This is a genomic window from Halomonas sp. McH1-25 (genome assembly GCF_022348165.1).
Classification (GTDB): domain Bacteria; phylum Pseudomonadota; class Gammaproteobacteria; order Pseudomonadales; family Halomonadaceae; genus Modicisalibacter.
Genome location: NZ_JAKRFI010000005.1, coordinates 224096 through 244249 on the forward strand (window position 1 = coordinate 224096; position 20154 = coordinate 244249).

General features: G+C 49.6%; 17 protein-coding genes. 1 reads left to right on the forward strand and 16 read right to left on the reverse strand.

All coding sequences use genetic code 11. The features are described 5' to 3' along the window. Nucleotides 1-27: 27 nt before the first annotated feature. From MHM84_RS14615 to MHM84_RS14645, 7 genes are all read right to left on the reverse strand, one after another. Nucleotides 28-1134, reverse strand: coding sequence for a polysaccharide export protein (locus MHM84_RS14615; protein ID WP_239267090.1), 1107 nt, complete (start codon nt 1132-1134; stop codon nt 28-30). Nucleotides 1135-2752: 1618 nt separating this feature from the next. Continuing rightward, entirely contained in the window at nt 2753-4756 is a 2004-nt protein-coding gene (locus MHM84_RS14620; protein WP_239267091.1) for an acyltransferase family protein, read from the reverse strand. A gap of 85 nt (nt 4757-4841) precedes the next feature. After that, entirely contained in the window at nt 4842-5873 is a 1032-nt protein-coding gene (locus MHM84_RS14625; RefSeq protein ID WP_239267092.1) for a glycosyltransferase family 2 protein, read from the reverse strand. Nucleotides 5874-5928: 55 nt separating this feature from the next. Continuing rightward, nucleotides 5929-6477: a dTDP-4-dehydrorhamnose 3,5-epimerase gene (gene rfbC, locus MHM84_RS14630; RefSeq protein ID WP_239267093.1), complete on the reverse strand. Its 549-nt coding sequence runs from the start codon at nt 6475-6477 to the stop codon at nt 5929-5931. Between the two features lie 36 nt (nt 6478-6513). Continuing rightward, nucleotides 6514-7821, reverse strand: coding sequence for an NAD(P)-dependent oxidoreductase (locus MHM84_RS14635; protein ID WP_239267094.1), 1308 nt, complete (start codon nt 7819-7821; stop codon nt 6514-6516). A 47-nt stretch (nt 7822-7868) separates the two neighbouring features. Beyond that, the gene (gene rfbF / locus MHM84_RS14640) at nt 7869-8645 is read right to left on the reverse strand and encodes a glucose-1-phosphate cytidylyltransferase (protein ID WP_239267095.1); all 777 of its coding nucleotides are present in this window, start codon (nt 8643-8645) and stop codon (nt 7869-7871) included. Between the two features lie 42 nt (nt 8646-8687). Continuing rightward, nucleotides 8688-9734 carry an SDR family oxidoreductase gene (locus MHM84_RS14645; protein ID WP_239267096.1) on the reverse strand — a complete coding sequence of 349 codons (1047 nt, stop codon included), beginning with the start codon at nt 9732-9734 and terminating at the stop codon, nt 8688-8690. Between the two features lie 388 nt (nt 9735-10122). On the opposite strand from MHM84_RS14645, the gene MHM84_RS14650 reads away from it, so the two are divergent. After that, nucleotides 10123-10983 carry a glycosyltransferase gene (locus tag MHM84_RS14650; RefSeq protein ID WP_239267097.1) on the forward strand — a complete coding sequence of 287 codons (861 nt, stop codon included), beginning with the start codon at nt 10123-10125 and terminating at the stop codon, nt 10981-10983. Between the two features lie 79 nt (nt 10984-11062). Here the strand turns inward: MHM84_RS14650 and MHM84_RS14655 are convergent, their stop codons facing one another. The 9 genes from MHM84_RS14655 to MHM84_RS14695 form a co-directional block, all read right to left on the reverse strand. Next, a complete protein-coding gene (locus tag MHM84_RS14655) occupies nt 11063-11590 on the reverse strand; it encodes a YgjV family protein (RefSeq protein ID WP_239267098.1) in 528 nt (175 codons plus the stop codon). 315 nt (nt 11591-11905) lie between these two features. Next, entirely contained in the window at nt 11906-12280 is a 375-nt protein-coding gene (locus tag MHM84_RS14660; protein WP_239267099.1) for a hypothetical protein, read from the reverse strand. Nucleotides 12281-12756: 476 nt separating this feature from the next. Then, nucleotides 12757-13602 carry a 3'(2'),5'-bisphosphate nucleotidase CysQ gene (gene cysQ, locus MHM84_RS14665; RefSeq protein WP_239267100.1) on the reverse strand — a complete coding sequence of 282 codons (846 nt, stop codon included), beginning with the start codon at nt 13600-13602 and terminating at the stop codon, nt 12757-12759. Beyond that, complete coding sequence (galE, locus tag MHM84_RS14670) at nt 13599-14633, reverse strand: UDP-glucose 4-epimerase GalE (RefSeq protein ID WP_239267101.1); 1035 nt, start codon at nt 14631-14633, stop codon at nt 13599-13601. The genes cysQ and galE overlap by 4 nt, the downstream gene beginning before the upstream one ends. A 12-nt stretch (nt 14634-14645) precedes the next feature. Next, complete coding sequence (locus tag MHM84_RS14675; protein ID WP_239267102.1) at nt 14646-15047, reverse strand: VanZ family protein; 402 nt, start codon at nt 15045-15047, stop codon at nt 14646-14648. Further along, the gene (locus MHM84_RS14680; protein ID WP_239267103.1) at nt 15037-16455 is read right to left on the reverse strand and encodes an undecaprenyl-phosphate glucose phosphotransferase; all 1419 of its coding nucleotides are present in this window, start codon (nt 16453-16455) and stop codon (nt 15037-15039) included. Before MHM84_RS14680 ends, MHM84_RS14675 begins: the two co-directional genes overlap by 11 nt. Before the next feature lie 179 nt (nt 16456-16634). Next, the gene (locus MHM84_RS14685; protein ID WP_239267104.1) at nt 16635-17807 is read right to left on the reverse strand and encodes a glycosyltransferase family 4 protein; all 1173 of its coding nucleotides are present in this window, start codon (nt 17805-17807) and stop codon (nt 16635-16637) included. 11 nt (nt 17808-17818) lie between these two features. Beyond that, nucleotides 17819-18841, reverse strand: a complete 1023-nt coding sequence (locus MHM84_RS14690) for a glycosyltransferase family 1 protein (protein WP_239267105.1) — start codon at nt 18839-18841, stop codon at nt 17819-17821. A gap of 40 nt (nt 18842-18881) precedes the next feature. Next, nucleotides 18882-20132, reverse strand: coding sequence for a hypothetical protein (locus MHM84_RS14695; RefSeq protein ID WP_239267106.1), 1251 nt, complete (start codon nt 20130-20132; stop codon nt 18882-18884). Nucleotides 20133-20154: the final 22 nt, after the last annotated feature.

Consider the following 20154-nt stretch of genomic DNA (forward strand, 5'->3'; position numbering starts at 1 on the left):
GCAAGGGTGGGTTAGGTCGATTCAGGGTCAGAGATCCCGAATGTTCTCGTTGACTTCCGTCGCTTCGTAGATTGTGGTCAGAGACGGTAACAACAATCTCAGCACTCGGTTCCAGCGGGCCAACGGTGCAGACGTGACGTAGACCACATCGGTCGGCTCGAGCATGAACTGAGACCCAAGCACGAAAGCTGCCGCATTGCTGGCATCCAGTTGGTAAACCGTCGCATAGATATCACTGGGAATTGGATTGCGACGGATCACGAAAATACCCGAGGCATTGGCACTGCTTTCATCGATACCGCCCGCCTGTGCAATGGCAGCGGTCAACGACAGGCGTGTATTGCCCATTGCAAACGACGCCGGCTCAATGACCTGGCCCATGACGAATATCTGCTGGTTGCCGACTTCCGGAACATGCAGGACATCGCCATCCTCAAGCAGAAGGTTCTGGCTAAGGTCACCATAAACCAGCATTTCGTAAACCGAGAGCGACGTGTCGGCGTTATCGCGCGACAGTATGACGTCACGCCAGTTGGCCATGTCGGTCAGGCCACCAGCCTGGCTGATGGCATCAAGCACACGGAGGGGCACGTTGGTGATCGGGAACTGACCGGGGGTGTTCACCTGCCCTGTCACGTAGGCCTTCTGGGAGTTGTAGGCCGCCACCTTGACGTCCACTTGCGGCTCGGCAATGAAATCCGCCAAGCGTCGCTGGATCTCGTTGCGCACGTCATGCACCGTGCGCCCCGCAACTTTCACTTGACCGACATAGGGATAGAAGATAGTGCCATCGGAATGCACGACATTACCCGATTCCGCAGCGCTCCGCTCGCTACCGGCGGGAATGGTCAGTTCCGGATGGTCATAGACAATGATATTCAGTACATCGCCGCGACCGATGTAGTAGTCATATTTAGGTACCGACTCATCGGGCCTGGCATTATTGACCAAGGCCAGCGCCGCCGCCTCTCGCGTCGTGGCATTCATCTCCTGGACTAAATCGAGGGTGATAGGGAGGACCTCGACATTGACCTCGCTCAATGGATCGGCCTCGGTGTCATAATCGATGTGTCCCCCTGGCGCAGCTGCACAAGCAGACAACCCCACCGCCAGTGCGATTCCCGCTACAGGCATGCACCATCGCGTACGGTGTTGCATAAGACGTGTTAGCATTTTTATTCGCTCTCATTCCAAGAAGAAGGAAGGCAATGCAAGCAAGCCACCAAACCACACCGCTTGCGTTACCCAGCAAGGCTTATCCGTAAGCCACCGAGATAAGACCTCGTTTGTAGTGCGCTCGTAGATACAAGCGTTCTTTTCGGTTTTTTCTTTATCACGGCATGTTTCCTTACCGTCTCTTATTGCTTCCTTGGTTTTGCCACGCTACCGCCCGGAGGTTGCACAGGCGCTTCCTCAAGCCATGACGACAGCGTTAACAAACTTACGATAGTTACAATGTAACTGTAGTGAAAACCAAACTTTCCACATCGATAAACTAGAACAAACAAGATCGGTTTGTAAGGGATTGCGCCACTTATTTTTAAATTTAGTTACTAATAGCTAACAAGGTAATAGCTTCATGACCGCGAAACTAATCCGCAAAAATCAATCAATTTAATCCTTCACTATCCTGGCGTACGCCAACGAAAATTTTCCGCTTATCCTCCAGACAGGATCATCGAAAAAGCGGATTGTTGCCTGCCCCTGTCCCAGACCAACGCGATTAAAACAACCTACTGTTTTTAAAACACAAAAAACCATACCACCCAATTCGACTGAGAAAACTTTCGCCAAGGGCGAGCTGGCAGAGGACTCACCTCGCTGTTGAAAAATGAGTAATCTCATCAAATACCCGATGGAACACTGCTTGTTTCTCATTCCTTTCCCTTTCGTCCTACTAATAAACTTCCTTAACTGTTCGTGAGGTAACGCAACCTTGCTTTCATAGCGAAACTGCACTAAACCACTGAAAATTTAATATTTGGTGTTTTACCCTGATAAAAAATATTCGTACTAATCTGATTCTATGACGAATTACGCTTTCACCATTCGATTACAATCACTTTATTAATATCCCGTTTTTTGAAATTTTCAGCTTCCATGGCTGCCCACTCCTGCCGGTTCCAAGGCTCTCCAGTGGTACTAGCTACAAGGGCAACGATGCGAAGGTGCACCAAACCCAGCCCAACCCATGCTGTCATCCAAAAAATTACTTTGTAACGGAAGAGTATGCTGAACCATGTAAGCTATATCTTACAAAAAAATAAGTAAAAAGCTTACCCTTACGCTAGTATTGTTAACTATACTTAAACGGATTGTGTTTTCGGGTAAGGACTGCCCGACAGGAAATCGGCAGGATGCCGCCCAAGGATGGGATCATTGCTTCGCTGCATGCGGCTGTAACGTAGTGTATAAAATACCCCAAGGAGACGACACGTTGACATCAACGTATCGAGTCGCGGCCGCTAACAGGCGTACCGATCCCACACGAACCGTAGACACTTGGTTAATCGTCGAAGACAACGACGGTACGATCCAAGCGACCAAGGAAACCTTTACTACCTACCAGAAAGCGCAGCTCCGTGTTGAAATTTTGAATAAGCAATTAATCGCCGCTCGGATGCAGTCCCTATATTAGCCATTAAACTTAAGCCACTTGAAACCAAGCGTCGAGGCTCCCTGAATCTCACATAAGGCAGCCTTATGTTGTTGAAGAGAACTCCGCGCCCCGCTTCGGGCGCCCTGCAGTAGTTCACCTGAAGATGTCAGTTTCAAACGCACTCAAGCCTACTGCGTTCATGATGACAAGCTGGTTATCCTTACTCTTATCGACCTCTGACATTCTCTTGGCAATCTCACGGTAACTATTCGAACTAGTGAACGAGGTCGCAGCCATTTTGGATCCGTATACGCTAATATGCCCGTGCTGATCGAAGTTGTAGGGAATATTCTCCTCTGTCACTAGTGAAGGCGTGCCGTCGACTTGAAAAATTGAATCTCTATCTACGAAAATAACATTTGAGAATTCCCTGGAAAATCTCTCAAGAGCCTTATTTGCTTCGACAGCATCTACATCCGCCACTTTGCTGAAGTTTCGTATATCAAAGTCAATGCCAAACAAAATGCTTCTGGCATACATATCCCTGACATTCACATCAAAATAGGTAGGCGTTGCCATTACAATGACAAGCTTTGTTTGTCTGGCCGCATAAGATATAGCATCATAGACACCATTAATTTGCCCCGAAGTATAAATATGTCTCCACGAACCAGACAAAACCACAAAATCGTAATTTCCGGTATTTTCAATAAAATACTTTCTATTTATCAAGCACTGCTCATAGCTTCTTGAATTAACGTCACCATAGATGACTTCATTAGTACTAGGGTAACACCAATTTGTCGTAATAGAATTTATTTCAGCTGAAATCGTTTTTCCAATATGGTCCCAAAATGGCCCATAGTGCCCAGCAAAAGAATCGCCAAATAACAATCCCTTCAAGGAAGAATTCCTTTCACCCCGTACGCACTCGAGGCCCTCGGCTCCGATAGTCAGTGCCTCATTATCGTTGACGTCATAGAAGCACCACCCATTAGTCATTCGCGGCAAGTCGAGCTTTTCCATAGTTGCATAGAACTCTTCGTTCATGCGCTGTGGAAAACCATGAAATAAAATGATTACCATGCCGAGCATAGCAGCCAAGGATGCCGGCGCACCGATATTCAATATCGGTTTGAGAGCGCTGCGCGAGCTAGGTGTTTTCCGCTTTCTAGCCAGATTCTCGATAAAACTGTAAGACAGACAGCCCAGCAGGATAGATGCTCCAATCCCCATAGCTATCCAAATTACCTGGTTGCCCAAGCCGAAGTAATTTATCCAGACGACTAGAGGCCAGTGCCACAAATAGATCGAATAGGAAGTCTTTCCCAGGAACTCAGAAATAAAGTTACCCGTTATCAGCGAGTCCTGCCGTGCCTGCAAGATAATCAGAGCGGTACCCAGCACTGGCAGAGCAGCCAGCCAGCCCGGCCAAGCGGCTAGTGAATCAACGAAAATTGAACTGCCTATAATCAGTCCAACGCCTATCAACTCGAAAATTCTTTTATACCTAACGCTGCTCTGCATAGGAAAGAGAAATACCAACGCCCCTACCAGCATCTCCCAGGCTCGGGTCGGTAATAGGTAGAAGGCATGGGTTGGCCATCGGCCCGAGGCATAAACGGAAATAGCGAAAGAGAGGAGAGCCGCAAGGAGAATTATCCAGCGCAACTTATCTAATGATATAAACTTACGTAGCGCAACGATAGCCAACGGGTATAACAGATAAAATTGCCACTCAACGGATAGTGACCAAGTATGCAGCAACCACTTCTCATGGGCCGCCTGTTCGAAATAACCGGCGTCTTGCGAATATATAAAATTCGAAACAAAGGCCAGGCTGCCTAAAACCTGCCTGCCCAGCTCTTCGTAATGGGACGGCAAAAGTAATATCCAGCCAACGAGCAGAACGACAAGGCAAACGCAGGCGAGCGCGGGGATTATCCGGCGAGCCCTGTCGAGGTAGAACCCAAGAACTGAAAAGCTTTCCTTCTTAATTCTGGAAAAAATAATTCCGGTCATCAGATAACCCGAAATCACAAAAAACACATCGACTCCAATGAACCCTCCCTGCATGCCAGGGATACCAAAATGGAATAGAACGACGAGGACGACTGCTATCGCCCTCAAACCATTTATATCTCTCCTGAATTCCATGGAGTCATACCTCAATCAAGCAAACCGGCCCACATCCATGTCAACTAAAAGCAAACAACGCTTACTCGAAAACTCAAAAAGACAATCAACCAAAATGTCCTTGCAAGGAATCCGTTGCAGGCTGTATCCCTTTGTCGAGATCAGCCGTTACCAATTTATGAGAAGAAAGCCTTTCAACCGGAAATGCAACGACTTTCAAATTTTCAAAACTTGAATTCACCGACTCCTCATCTGGGTAAAAACTCACCCCTTCTACCAACCCATGCGCCATCACCTTGAATTTGACGAACTCCGCCTTGTATAACAATTTAAACAAGATACTGAAAGAGTACCAGATCACCCCAAGAAGCGTTTTCCTGGATAGATATTTCCTCGCAATAAAAATCTTGTTTCTCACATGGTGACGATAAAACTTTACCCTAGCGGGGTTATCTTCATTGAGAATATTCTGAGCACCACTTTTTTGTCGAACATGCTGAACTTTACTTTTGCCAACGAGGAAACCAGGCCTGTCCTGGCTAATCCTTAGCGTATATTCGTAGTCTTCTCCCCAAATAAACATGGACGCGATAGGCAAGCCATGCTGTTTCAATACCGAGCGTGGAACGAGGATGGAAACGAAAGTAGCGCGCTGCACAGGAATTAGCCCATGCTCTACCATCTCAGGCCAATTGCTATAGCCAATCTTATTTTGCAACCGACTCAGTTCAGGTGTATTGGTTATTTCATGGCTTTCTGTATAGGCGGTAGATAACAGGAAGCTGCGACCGATTTCCTTGTGTTCCAGTAACTCATCCGCTTCGATGAGTTGCTGCAATGCATCCGGCTCCGGAATGACATCGTCATCCATCATCCATACGAAATCCGCTCCATTCTGGTACGCCAAGCGAAATCCTGCATTGAATCCTCCCGAAGCCCCAATGTTTTCGGATAGCACGTAGCCTTCCAAGCCAGGATATTCGGCATCGAGCAGCATCTGCCGAGTGCCATCCTGGCTGGCATTGTCAATGACAATGACGCTATCGCAAGGACGCGTTTGAGAATAAACGGCATCCAATGCCTTCTTAAGCAGATCCTTTCGGTTGTATGTCAGGATGACAGCAAACACCTTGCTCATATTACAACTCCAGAGGAAATTTTGTATGTTATGTAACGTTCCTCATTTCCAGGTCTCAATAAAGGGGCTGAGAGCGATCTGCCAGAAGAGGCCAACTATTATCTTTTTCAGAGATAACGGTTACCGGGACAGGCCAGTCAATACCTAAACCTTCATCGCTATACCGTAGCCCTCGTTCAGCTTCAGGATGGTAAGCTGTGGATACCAAGTAGCTTACCTCAACGTCGTCGGTCAATGTCTGAAAAGAATGTGCGAAACCCGGTGGCACGTAGAGCTGATATCTATTCTTATCTGTCAACTCAAAAATCTGATGCTGCAGATAAGTCGATGAGTCCTCCCTAATATCTACGATAATATCCACAATCGCTCCCCGAAGGCACTTCACGAGCTTGGCTTCGCCATAGGGTCGTTGCTGATAGTGTAGGCCACGCAGCGTACCGCGCTGGGATGAAAATGATGTATTTTGTTGTACGAACTGGCTAATCAATCCATGCTTAGCGAATTCTTCTTGACACATGGTACGAGCGAAATAACCCCTTTCATCACCACGTGGCTCCACTTCTATTAGCCATGCGTCGTTAAGTGTCGTTGGGTGAAAAATCATCAATTTCTCCGTGAAAAGCGCATAGCAAGGCTGGCTTCAAGCAAAAAGGTGCTCTTGCTCTGCATATAAGCGGTCAATCATTCTATCGGAAGGAATATTCACATCTTCGAATGTCAGCGGCATATCCTTTGCCACTGGCTTAGCCAAGCGACAACCCAGCGCTAGCCCAACCGGCAAAAGTCTATCCTGACGAATGGCATGTATGTTCTCGGCAACGCCATAGACTTCGAAGCCACCAAAGTCATTGATGGTTTCGCCGACAGACAGGTTTTTCTTGGCGACGGCGATCACCCCTACCTTCGGTCCATCCTTGGGCGCCAGTACAGCATCGTTGAACAACACCGCCCGGGCGACAGAAGTAGGCACTTCAAAATGACATAAGTGATAGGGAGTATAGAAACAGTAGTAGGGTCCCTTGCCCATCTTGTAAAGCTCCAGGAAATGCTTCTGCCTGGGGTTTTCAAGAGTACCGAGGACAAACACTCCAGGCCCCGGGCGTGCCCCAACGACATAATCGACCAAACCTGGTCCCGTGGGGCTGAGATGAGGCTCAAAGGCAGATAGCGTATCTTCGATCGGAGTTAATGGTGCGCCAGGATCGCCGTGCGAAAAATCGGGGCCCAGCATGCCGCGACGTGCCACCTGCATATCCGTACCGTTGGCTACGACAGCCTGTTCAAAAGAAATTTTGGTCCCGTCGGCAAACGAAGCGACCATGGCCGGCTTCTGCCCCCAGCGCTTGGCAAAACTTTCCTGTGTTGCCGGGTTGCGATAGGGATCGTGCAGTCCCTTGATATTACCGCAAAGCACTGGAGTAAGCCCTAAACCAGCCACGAACCGGTAAAGGTTCATTTGTACGCCAGGTTGATCACCATCGGAAAACGTGTAAATGACGCCCGCTGCATCCGCTTTCTTCTTGAGAATAGGACCCACGGTGCCATCCAGCTCGGCATTCATCTGGGTGACATGCTTGCCACTTTCCAGCGCTGCCACTACTGCATTTGCGGCGAACTCTACCGAGCCGGTTACCTCGATAATGGCATCGAGCCCACCGGCACGGGCCAAGGCTACGGCATCCTCGGTAACGGCAGGTCTGCCAGCAGAAATCGCCGTTTCCAATTCCTGCTGGGTATCGCACTGCACTGGCTCGATACCGGCTTGGGCGAAGACGCTAATCGCAGCCGGGACATTCCGGTTGGCGATGGCGCACAATTGCATGCCCGGCGTCGCTGTCATGATTTGCAGACCGATGCCGCCAGCCTGAAATCCTGCCCCCACCATGCCGACACGGATAGGGTTGCCTTCTGCCTGCCGCTTGGCGAGACCGGTATCGATGATGATCATGGGTCGTTCGAATCCCTTCAAATGTAAACGTGCGTTGCCCTTGAAGCTCAATCACTCCACACTTTCCATGGAGGATTGCTTTCCCAAGCAGTTTCCAGCACTCTTTTATCGCGCAACGAGTCCATACACTGCCAGTAACCGCTGTGATGGAAATATCCCAGCTTTCCAAGCTTGACCATACGTTCCAGCGGCTCGTTCTCCCACGTAGTCTGGCTGTCCTCTATGAGTTCGAACACTTCCGGCTCGCAGACGAAGTAACCTCCGTTGATCAATCCCCCATCCCTCTCGCCTTTTTCCCGGAACCCTTTGACACGGCTCGACCCCTCATCGAATCGCAGTGCGCCAAACCGGCCAGGCTGGGTGACAGCAGTTAACGTACACCAGTTTCCCGATGCTCGATGGGCATCTATCAACCCCGGTATATTGACATCGCTTACACCATCTCCATACGTCAGGCAGAAAGGTCCGTCCATCAACAGGGGCATCGCTTTCTTGAGCCGCCCCCCGGTCATGGCGCCCTCGCCCGTATCGAGTACTGTGACTTTCCAGTCTTCGTTAACGCCCTGAAGCCAGTCGATTTTGCCGGTTTTCAAGTCAATGGTGTAATCGGTTAGATTGCCCCGATAGTTGAGAAAATAGTTTCTAATATAATCGACTTTATAGCCGCCCAATATGACAAAATCCTTAAACCCGTAATGTGCATAGGTTTTCATGATATGCCAGATTATAGGGCGCCCCCCAATTTCAACCATGGGTTTGGGGCAGATTGCAGTTTCCTCACTCAAGCGAGTGCCGTATCCCCCAGCAAATATGACCACTTTCACGGTTCGATCCTCCTTGACGGAATATTAATGCCACTTGTTTTTTCAGGCTGCATGCCAACCTAGACGCTCAGTAAGGCGCCCCTCTTCTATATGCCTTTGCAAAACATGAAGACGCATCAAGGGCGATGCCCGAAATTCCGAGTCGGAAAAGTTCATGCGTTTGAGGCCATCGACCAAACCGTAAATGGAATCCGAGAGCGTTGACTGCGGCAAATAATCTGGTGCCAGGCTGGCAAATAGGTCGAAATTCACCTGATAGGAACGGCTATCCACCGGCGCTTCGGTATTGATACTTACCGAGGTGCCAGGAACGGCGTCTGCCACGGCATAGGCAAGGTCTCTTACTTGATGGTTGCGCGTATTCGACCCCGTGTTGACGGACAGGACTCGGCCGCCATTGGTTGCCTTTCTTTGCGTTGCCCAATCGATGGCTTTAGCCATATCGCTCACATCGATCAAAGGGCGCCATGGCGATCCGTCACTCAGCACCGTGATGCGTTTTTGACTCAAGGCGCAGGCCACGAAATCATTAAGTACCAGGTCGAGGCGTAAACGATCCGACATGCCACAAGCCGTGGCAAAGCGCAGACTGGTAATGACCATGTCGCCATCGATGGTTGCCAGTGCTTCTTCGGCGCCAACCTTGGATTTTGCATAATCCGTGATGGGGGCAACCTCATCGCTTTCGCAGCGAGGGGCGCCAAGAGCGATGCCGTAAATACTGCAACTCGAAGCGAAGACGAAATTGCTTACGCCCGCCCGTGCAGCGGCCTGGGCGGTGGCAATGGTAGCGTGTTGATTGATTTCTGCCGTGGCTGCGGCAAACCGCGAGCCCATGGGATCGTTCGAGACGGCAGCAAGCTGGACCACGGCGTCATAACCCTCGAGCCGTTCCGCCGGAATGAAACGCACGTCGCCGAAAAACTGCCTCTCCAAGTATCGTTCAGGAAGATACGCGGCTCCCGTCAGGCAGTGGGCAAAATATGCATTATCGTAACCGTGTAGCGTTACTGAGGGGTGGGCTTCTGCCAAGCCTCGGACTACGGCAGAACCGACATACCCCATATTACCGATAATCAATATTTTCACAGTTTCCCCTTTATTACTTATACTTAGCGCTTGGCTAGACATTCAATAAATCACACTCTCATCGGTGAGCGTGGCCAAGGTACCGCCACACTCTATGGTATCTCGGTCTGCGATGATCCCTACCCTTTTAATTACGCTCTGGATACGTAAGCGTCAAGTAAGTAACTTTAAATTATTTTATTTTCAAAAAAAGTAACGGCCATTTATCCTACCCTGCACATTAAGCGGCTCAGCCACGCGTGCAGCGGTTTAATTGCCAGGTGCAGCCTGCACTTCATTATCTACCTAGCGAATAGCATTATGAGATCTAATCTTTCTCTTAGTTGACTGATGCGCTATATTGTTTAATAAAGAAAAACGTAAACTGCTGAGCAAGGTTACAGCACCTATGATTGACAATCCTCGATTGTTCGTGAGCGTAATCGTGCCGGTGTACAAGGACTGGCACAAAGCTGAGCAGTGTATAGAGGCGTTGTCCCGGCAGAGTTACCCTCGGGATCGTTACGAAATCATCGTTGTGGACAACGACGAGGATAGCCAGGGCCATCAACCGTTACATGGCTGTATCCTCATCAATGAACCCAAGCCTGGCTCCTATGCCGCGCGGAATGCAGCTCTACAGGTTGCCAAAGGCGACATCTTCGCCTTTACAGATGCTGATTGCGTGCCAGACAAGCATTGGCTGGAAAATGCCGTGCGCTGCTTAGCTTCAAGGCGGGTCGATCGAATTGCGGGCCACGTCGAGATCTTTTTCCAGCAGTCCAGGTACAGTCTGGCAAATATCTATGAAAAAGCGTTTGCCTTCGACCAGAAGGGTTACGCTGCTGATGGCTATTCTGTGACCGCGAACCTGATTGCCTATCGGCATGTCTTCGATGAGGTAGGGCATTTCAACCAGGCAATGATGTCAGGCGGAGATTTCGAGTGGAATGGACGAGCGACGGCCCAGGGATTTTCGCTCAGCTACTGTGAAAGCTGCGTAGTGCATCATCCTGCTCGCGCGAGCATGGATGAGATCAAGCGAAAAGCACTGCGGGTCGCAGGAGGTGAAATCTACCGCCTGCCTCGTCTTTGGTTCCTCCGCGGCTTCATGCCGCCTATCGGGCCCGCCCGATACTTGGCAGGCAAGAAAAACCTGACAACCCTCGAGAAAGTAGTCGCCTTTTTGCTCGCTTACTATATAAAGTTCTACAAATTCAAAGCCATCGTGTTATTGAAGTCCGGTTTGAGCAAACCCGCCCGTCTCTAGTCCCGGCTTTTCCAACACGAGCCGGTATATCGCGAAAGCATGCCAGTTTTGGGAAACGCCGCCTACGCGCCGGGAACGGTCAATCTAACGCTTTTGGATAGCGCCGTTTGGCTCGATAAAGACGATAAATGGTGATTGAATTGGTGAGGAATACCAGCGCCTCGGCCAGTGTCCCTCCGACAGAACCTACCAAGGCGTGACTGAGCATCCATGCTAGCGCCGCCAGGCCCAGAAAGATGCGCATGGAAATGCCCCGGAGCATGAACATGCCCACTGTCCCAAATACCATGGCCACGGTCGCTGCAAGATCCACCCAGCTTTGCCAGGTCAACACGACGGCTACACCGCTGACTGCCAGTACACCCGACATGATCGCCTTGTTTCCCGGATACCGTCGGGCTAGTGCAATGCGTGCAATCACCAGCACTGTGAGTGCCGCAGCGGTCCAACTCCCAAAGAAAATGAATTGCAGCGCAAATGCCACATTGGCGGAGATGAGCAGCCCCATCAACCGGTCATCCTGCTTGCTGGCAAAGGCCAGCACACAGAGTACCAGCGACACCAGACCAAAAAACTGACCGGCCATTACGTTATAGCTTTCAAGCATTGAGCAGCCTACTACTTAGTTCTGGAAGCGACGAGGCTTGCGAATCGCGTTACTGCCATCTCATGAATGGGAGCTGAATAACCTTGCACGTAACAATTTGTGTACTAAGTTAAAGCTAGTGTAATTACTTTAGCGACATGGAGCGTCAAAATGGACAAGGAAGAGCAGACGGCAGATACGGCCCGGTTGCGTTTGGGTATCAGGCTTAGGCCCCGCGAGGAAGGCGGCTCGGTGAGTGTCGCACAAGCCGCAAGCTCACAGCGATCAAAAGAAGCGACTTTTAGGCGTTGCAGTACCAGGTTGGCACTTCTTCAGCTATGGAAGATTTTTCGCTAATTGCGGCTCGTCTACATTTTCTGTAGCCCCGCTCACAAGCGTTAACAATGTCTTGCAGGCACTCGCCACTACCGCAGCATCGTCGTGGCTCTTGTCGATTGCTTTGTCGACTTTATTATGCGCTTTGAGCAGATCTTTCTGGATATCCGAGAGCGCACGGTGCTGGCTCATGTCCTCGTCGTTGACCATGGCAGTAGTCGTGGCATGTGCTTCACGCTGCAAGGTCTTGACTGAGTCCCGGGCGACCTGTTCCTGTTCAAGAGTGCGGTTATGGCGATCGTTCCCCGCCTTGATCTGTTTGGCGGCCTCAAGGATGGCGTCGATGTTCTCTGTAAGAAACTGCGTATCGGTCATAGGATGGCCTCTTGATTAAGACTAAGCCTGTGCCGGGCATAGCTCAGTGTTCATTCAGCGGCGTGGTGATATCGAAACAGGGCTTGGCACAGTCCGTAATATGTACATTTATACAGTAAAACACAGCTACTGAACATAGCCGCAGTCGGAAGCCCAACGAAAACGGGCCCCGCCGATCATTCGACGGGGCCCGTTTCCTGGCCCTGAGGCGTGTAGCTCATAACCGAATTTACAATAATTCGCGCACGGCCCTGGCGAGAGATGATTTACGGTCTTAGAAAGTACGTGAAGCTCCAACTGCAGATGCTAGACAGAGCGCCATCGACCAACGAGTTAGGTGCTGTCTGAAAAGTCGACGAGCGACGGTAAGACAAGGCAAAAATCGGCGAAAAGAGCGGAGCTTACGCGGTGTAAATGAGCATCTTGAGCCGATTTTTAACGCAGTATTGCCGAGCGCAGTACTTTTCGGACAGTGCCTAGAACTCCGTGTTCAGGGCATTGGCGAGAGCCTGCTTCCAGCGTTCGTCGCGCTGACCACAGACGATGAAAAATGGGTTGAGCATACTGTCCTGCTGATTGCAGCGCAGCGGCTCCAGCGTGTGGGCGTTGAGCACTTCGCCACCAGCGGCGGCGACCACGGCCTGAGCGGCTGCCGTGTCCCACTCGCAGGTCGGCGCCAGGCGGGGGTATAAATCGGCCTCGCCTTCGGCAACCAGGCAAAGCTTGAGCGAGCTACCCATAGAGACGCGCTGATTATTCGGCAAGTCGGCACAGAATGTCTCGAACTCGGCGGCTCCATGCGAACGGCTACCGACGACCTTCCAGGGTTCCTGTTCGGGATCGGGCAAGGCGCGGACATGAATGGCCCGGGGCTGCTCGCCCTTAACCTGCTTCCAGGCGCCCTCGCCCACTTGCCCCCACCAGGTCGTGACGCCTTTATCCAGCGCCGGGGCATGCACGATGCCAATCACGGGCACCCCGTTCTCGATCAGCGCTACGTTCAGGGTGAATTCGCCGCTCTTCTTGATGAATTCCTTTGTGCCATCGAGCGGATCGATCAGCCAGTAACGCGCCCAACCGCCACGCATCTCATAGGGAATCTCGCCTGACTCCTCCGAGAGCACGGGAATTTCCGGCGTCTGTATCTTCAACAGATCGACCAGTGCATGATGCGAAGCCATGTCGGCCTCGGTCAGCGGACTATCGTCAGCTTTCGTCTCTATCTCGAAATCGCGACGATAAATGTTCACTATCTCGCGTCCTGCCGACTCGATGCCGGCGCGGATAGCATCGAGTCGCTGTCGCTCAGGGCGTCGTGTCACGCCACCTCCTCTTCGTTGGTGCGATATCCTAACGGGAATTTGGACTGCCAACGCCAGGTATCGATCATCATGGCCTCCAGGCCACGCTCGGCTTTCCAGCCCAACTCTTCGGCCGCCTTGGAAGGGTCGGCCCAGAACTCGGCGATATCTCCTGCGCGGCGTGGCGCTATCTTGTAGGGAATCGGCCTGCCACAGGCTTTCTCGTAGGCGGAGATCATTTCCAATACCGAATAGCCGGTGCCCGTCCCCAGATTCCAGACATTCATGCCAGGGCGCCTGGGCAACGCCTCCATCGCCTTGAGGTGGCCTTCGGCCAGATCCATGACATGAATGTAATCGCGAATACCGGTACCGTCGCGGGTCGGATAGTCATTGCCGAATACCGACAGCGTTGCCAGCCGGCCGACTGCCACCTGGCTGATGTACGGCACCAGATTGTTGGGAATGCCCTGCGGGTCTTCGCCGATTTGCCCGCTTTCATGAGCGCCGGCCGGATTGAAATAGCGCAACAGCGCCACGGACCACTGATCGTCGGCACGGGACAGCGCCTGGAGCATTTGCTCTACCATCAGCTTCGTCTGACCATAGGTATTGGTGGGCGTACCGGTCGGCATGTCTTCGCGAAAGACCGGCGTACCCGGCTCACCGTACACCGTAGCCGAAGAACTGAATACGATACGATGCACGCCGGCTGCCGCCATGGCTTGAAATAGGCACAGGCTACCCGTGACGTTGTTGTCGAAATACTCAAGCGGCTTCTGCATGCTCTCACCCACCGCTTTAAGGCCGGCAAAGTGAATGACCGCATCGATGTCATGCTGGGCGAACAAATGGTCCAGACACGCCCGGTCACGGATGTCGCCCTTGACGAAATGGGCTGTGCGGCCCGTCAATGCCTCGATGCGCCATAGCGATTCGGACGAACTGTTGCAAAGGTTGTCCAGCACCACGACATCGTGCCCCGCCTCGAGCAGCGTCAGCACCGTGTGCGAGCCGATATACCCCGCGCCTCCGGTAACGAGAACCGTCATCCTTGCCTCCAATCAATTTTCCTTGTTAAACGAGACTGCCGCCTTTTCACAACTTCTTTTCACTAGCAGACAGGCCAGGCAACCCAACCCAGCGCCAAGCGTGTCCAGCAAGAAATCTTCCCACGATGGGGTTCTGCCGGGTATCCATTCCTGCAATAGCTCAACCACTGCACCCAGCACAAGCATAATCGCCAATGTTCCGATCACGCCTAGGCGTGGCGACGCCCAGGACAAACAGAAAGCCATGGCCACGAACAGCGCAAAGTGGGCCACTGGCGGTACCGAAAACGGCAACCCCAGACACGACTCGATGGCGGCACGCAATGGGCCGGGGATCAGACCACCGACAGCGAAAAGCAAAAAGAAGAGAACGAAGGCGCCGGTTACCCGAGCCAAGCGAGAGTTAGTAGGCATTATCGTCCATGAAGCCCTTGAACATCGTCAGGAAGATTATCTTCAGATCGAAGCCCAAGCTCCAGTGTCGAATGTAAGCATGGTCGAACTCAATGCGCTTTTCCATCTTTTCCAGCGTATCGGTTTCGCCACGCCAACCGTTGATCTGGGCCCAGCCGGTAATGCCCGGCTTCATCTTGTGTCGCAGCATATAACCACGGATCTGGCCGCGATATTCCTCATTGTGGGCCACCGCGTGCGGGCGTGGTCCAACGATCGACATCCGCCCCTGCAGCACATTGATGAATTGCGGCAATTCGTCCAGGGATGTACGGCGCAAGAATGATCCAAACGGGGTAATACGGGTATCGTTACGCGTTGCCTGAACGATTTTGTCATCGTTTTCCATAACGCACATAGAGCGGAACTTGTAGACCTCGATAGGCCGACCATCGAGTCCATAGCGGTTCTGCTTGAAGAGAATCGGCCCCGGTGAGGTCATTTTGATGCCTATCGCGATGATTAGCATCGGCAAAGCAATCATCGCGATAATCAGCGAGCCCAATACGATATCCTCGATACGTTTCAATGATCCGGAAGGCCCATGTGCCGGCGTATCATAGACACTGACAGTTAGGGTATCGTTTATTGGCTCGATGCGGGAGTAAATCATGTCAGCAACGAGCAGGTCGGGCACGATGTAAAGTGAGACGGTGGTATCCGCAAGTGCCTCTATCAACTGCCGAATCTCTGCCTGACGATGAAGTCCCCAAGTGATATAGATACGATCCAGTTGGTGATTGCGCGCAATATCGATGACCTTTTCGACATCGCTCATCTGCTCGAGACCTTTGGGAGGGTTATCGCTAGGCTGAGCGACACGTAGCGCAAACTGGCCGACCACGTTGAAGCCCATCCATGGTGCGTCGTTGAAGGAAGCCACCAGCTTATCCGCCACCTCGCCACATCCCACGATCGCTACATTGCGGGTGTTGAAGCCCAACTCACGAAGCCGATGAAGCAGGACACGCAACAGGCTTCGATACAACAGTATGCTCCCCCCGACAGCGATACCCCATGGTACGAGAAGGTAGTAGGCATGGGCCGTATCCTTGAAAACCAGCAGGGCCAAAGCAAGCACAGCGCCAAAGACGACCACCCACAGCAGACCGACCGCTGTCAATTCATGCCCAAGAGAGTGAATGCGCCACGAGCCATAGAAATTTCCGGCACTTGCCCCGACCTGATAGAAGAACCACGCAGCAAGTCCATAGACCAGAAGCCACTCAAGCCCAATTGCATCGGGGAGATGCAGACCAAATACAAAGATACCTCCGAAGATTATAGTCGCGTCCAAGATACGCTGAGCAATGCCTAGATGGGATGAGTGACGTTGCAATAAGCCATGGGTAAACTTTTTTTCGCTCATCCCCCCCACTGTAACCGTTTCCATATATCACCATGAATTCAATTTTGAATTTACTGATGGCAATAACCCGAGCTAAAAATTCTTTCCAAAAACCATTAGCATGAGTTACACGACACACTTCATAAACGGCAACGCTTTTAATACAAAGCAATACAAACACAGTCATCCTAAATTAACTGCTAAAAAATCATACCTTTCCTTCGCTTGACATCATTCAACCCAGCGCTAGACATAGAGCTCAAAAATAGGCTTATAGCATCTTCAACCGCCTTCTTGAACTCAATTTTAAAGACATCACTAGAAAACTCTTCGGCACGCTTTCGACATGCTTCAGGGGTAAACCCTCCTGAGTTTTCTTCGAACACGTTCACAGCTTGCTTAATGGATGACTCCGATTGTTCCTCAAAGAACAATCCGGTCTCTCCACTAACTACCGACTCCAGTACACCGCCTTTGCCGAAAGCAATCACTGGCGTGCCACAAGCCATGGCTTCAACGGGTGTTATTCCGAAATCTTCTTCAGCTGCGAACACGAAGGCCTTGGCATCCTGCATGTAACGCTTCATCTCAAAAAAAGGCAGATAACCCTTTACTTCGACATTGGCAGCTCCCCGCGCAGCCGCCTGAACTTTGCTAAATTCCGGACCATCGCCTATCACAACCAATTTCTTGTCAGGCATTCCGCAAAATGCACGAACTACCAAGTCCATACGTTTATAGGGAACCATGCGAGAAGCCACAACATAATAATCGTGCTTTTCTTTGGTGCACTGGAATTCATCTACATTAACCGGGGGATAGACGATGACAGCATCCCGACGATAGCATTTATTCACGCGCTTGGCGATGAAACAAGAATTGGCAATAAAGGTGTCAACGCCCAGGGCCGTTCGGGCATCGAAGTCGCGTAGGCGGTGCAAAACCAACCGAACAAGCCAGCTTTTTGGCCCTTTAGTAAGCCCAGACTCTTGTAAATATTGATGCTGCAAATCCCAAGCATAGCGTATTGGCGAATGTATATAGCATACATGCACTTGGTTCGGCCCGGTAATGATTCCCTTAGCTACCGCATGGGAACTGGAAATTACCAGGTCGTAGCCACTAACATCAAGTTGCTCTATAGCTAGTGGCATGAGTGGAAGATAATTGCGGTAATGCTCCTTCGCGAAAGGCAACTTTTGAATGAATGAAGTTGTTATTGGTCGCCCTTTCAGAAAATGGCGCTGATCTGCCTGTAAAAAATCTATTAGAGAGAAAATATCTGCATCCGGGTAAGTTTCAATGATATTTTCAACGACTCTCTCCGCACCCGAATAGACAGTTAACCAGTCAACGACTAACGCAACTTTCATAACCCCACCATTCAGTTGATTTTACGAAACAACTCATCATATCGATTAGCAGAAAAATCCCAAGAATATTTTTTTGCCTTTTCAACCCCGAACGAAGAAAGCTGGCTGCATAAAGATTCATTACAGATGAGTTCATCGATTGCTTCTGCAATATCATCAGGGCTTTTGGGATTAACTAATAAAGAACCACCTCTTGAAATTTCCTCCATCGGACTGTCTAGTGATGTGATCACAGGCACCCCCGAAGCCATGGCTTCAAGAACGGGCAAACCAAAGCCCTCATAGATTGACGGATAAACGAACATCAAGCAGTTTCTATACAGACAAACCAAATCATTTTCATCTACATAACCAGTAAATATCGCATCGGCCAAGCCAGGCCCCATAAGCGAATCATTGAAAGCCCTACCTCTCCCCCCCGTAAAAACAAGCTTAATACCTGTATGCTTCTTGTGAATTTTTTCCCATGCCTCAACAAGCCTTTCCTGATTCTTTCTACCATCGAAGCTTCCAACGCAAAGGATATAGTATTCAGGCAGTGAAAACTTTTCTTTTACTTCAGAAAAGCTACTTTGAGGCTGATTAAAAAAAACGTCAGATACACCATTAGGTATGACCTCTACTTTCCCATCATCTACGCCCAGAACTTGGCATATGCGTCTTTTTGAAAAATCCGAAACAGTAGTTATAAAGCTGGCTTTTTTAGACAGACGGGTCAAAACATAATCGTAATACAGATAAAAGCTCCTACTGAACCATTCTGGATGGTCTAAAACAGCAACATCATGTATACATACGACTTGTTTGGCATGGGTTATTGGTCCTACATTGCAAGGTGAAAACAGCATGTCAGAAACTTGTAATTTAGTAGGAAGAACTAGCTGCTCCCACATGATACTATACATGCCTCCAATATTTTTTTTGGATGGAACAATGGTAGATTTTTGGCAGGCAAGTCTACTCACTATCTCATTTGCAACTCGCTGTACACCTGTAACTTCCTGCTTTAAATATTTTCCATTGACCTGAATCATATCCCTTCCTCATTTCCAAAACGACAAGCCTGCCTCTCGGTTACGACCGACTTTCGCTAACCATCTTTTCGTATCGACTTCCATGTAGAGCATTTTTAGAAAATGCGGCACCCAGTAGAAACCATAGTGATAGATAAGAAAACTCAGGAACTGAAATCGTTGATGTTATCAAAGATATGAATATCGCATCTCCGACACTATACATTTTTTTATTATAGCTTTCCCGGATCGAAAAAATCAGAAAAAGATACCATAAAGCCGTGCCAATCAGACCGATATTAAGAAGAAGCGTAGTTAACATATCAGTGCTTCTAAAGGTACCGAACCCCACCCCAAAGAGAATATATTTGGAACTAAATATAAAATCGAGACCTTCAATGGCCCAGCTCAGCCTTTGCTGGCCACTTACGTTTTGCATGGTTATTTTTTTTACCAACGGGTCAATAAAATAATTATTAAAATAATCAAAAAACAAAACAAAAACAAAAACCAATAAAAAATCGAAAAATAGCAGCGTAAAAAACCTTTTATCGAACGCACTTTTCTTTAAAGTTTGAAATGTCAGCCTTACACTGATAATGAAAAAATAAGCAAAAATACCGATAAAAAAAGTAGATGTGTATGTCATTAACAGGCTCAGCGCAATGAGACCTGCCAAAAAAAATCTTCGACAGCCTAACGCCAAAATAAAACCTGGTAATACAGCATATGCATACATGGACGGCTCTCCCGTTAGGCTTTTGAGCCGCAGCATCCCAAAACTATACTGAACGAGCGATCCTGAGCCTTCTCCGCTATCAAATTGCCTATTGATGAGGAAGGCAAATGTGTTTCCCGTAGCTGAATTATAAACAACCTCCAAAATACCTATAGACGCAATAAGCGCCTGTCCCACAAAGAAGTAGTTAATAGCAGATGGAGACCAATACCTCCGTGTCAACAGGAAAAGGGTCAACCCGGGAATTAAATATAAAAACTGAGTAAAATGTGATTTCTTAAACGCCTCAATCAACCCTGTATTGTCCACCATCGGCACTAATGGGGAAGATGAACTGTCAGCAATCAATATCGTCAACTGGCTTGCCAAATATAAAAATAAATATATGTATATGAATATTAGGAGCAGATATTTTTCAGAATTTAGCCCAAAAGAAAAAATCAACGCGACAAACAGAACCAGGAGAATAGTATTGGAAATTGTCAAACCTTGTATAGGCAAAGCTAATATAGCTGTCACCTGTGCAAAAACCAGAGCCAAAAAATATAAATACACGAATAGCTTTTTATCCATTGGTAAGCACTACTATTTATTT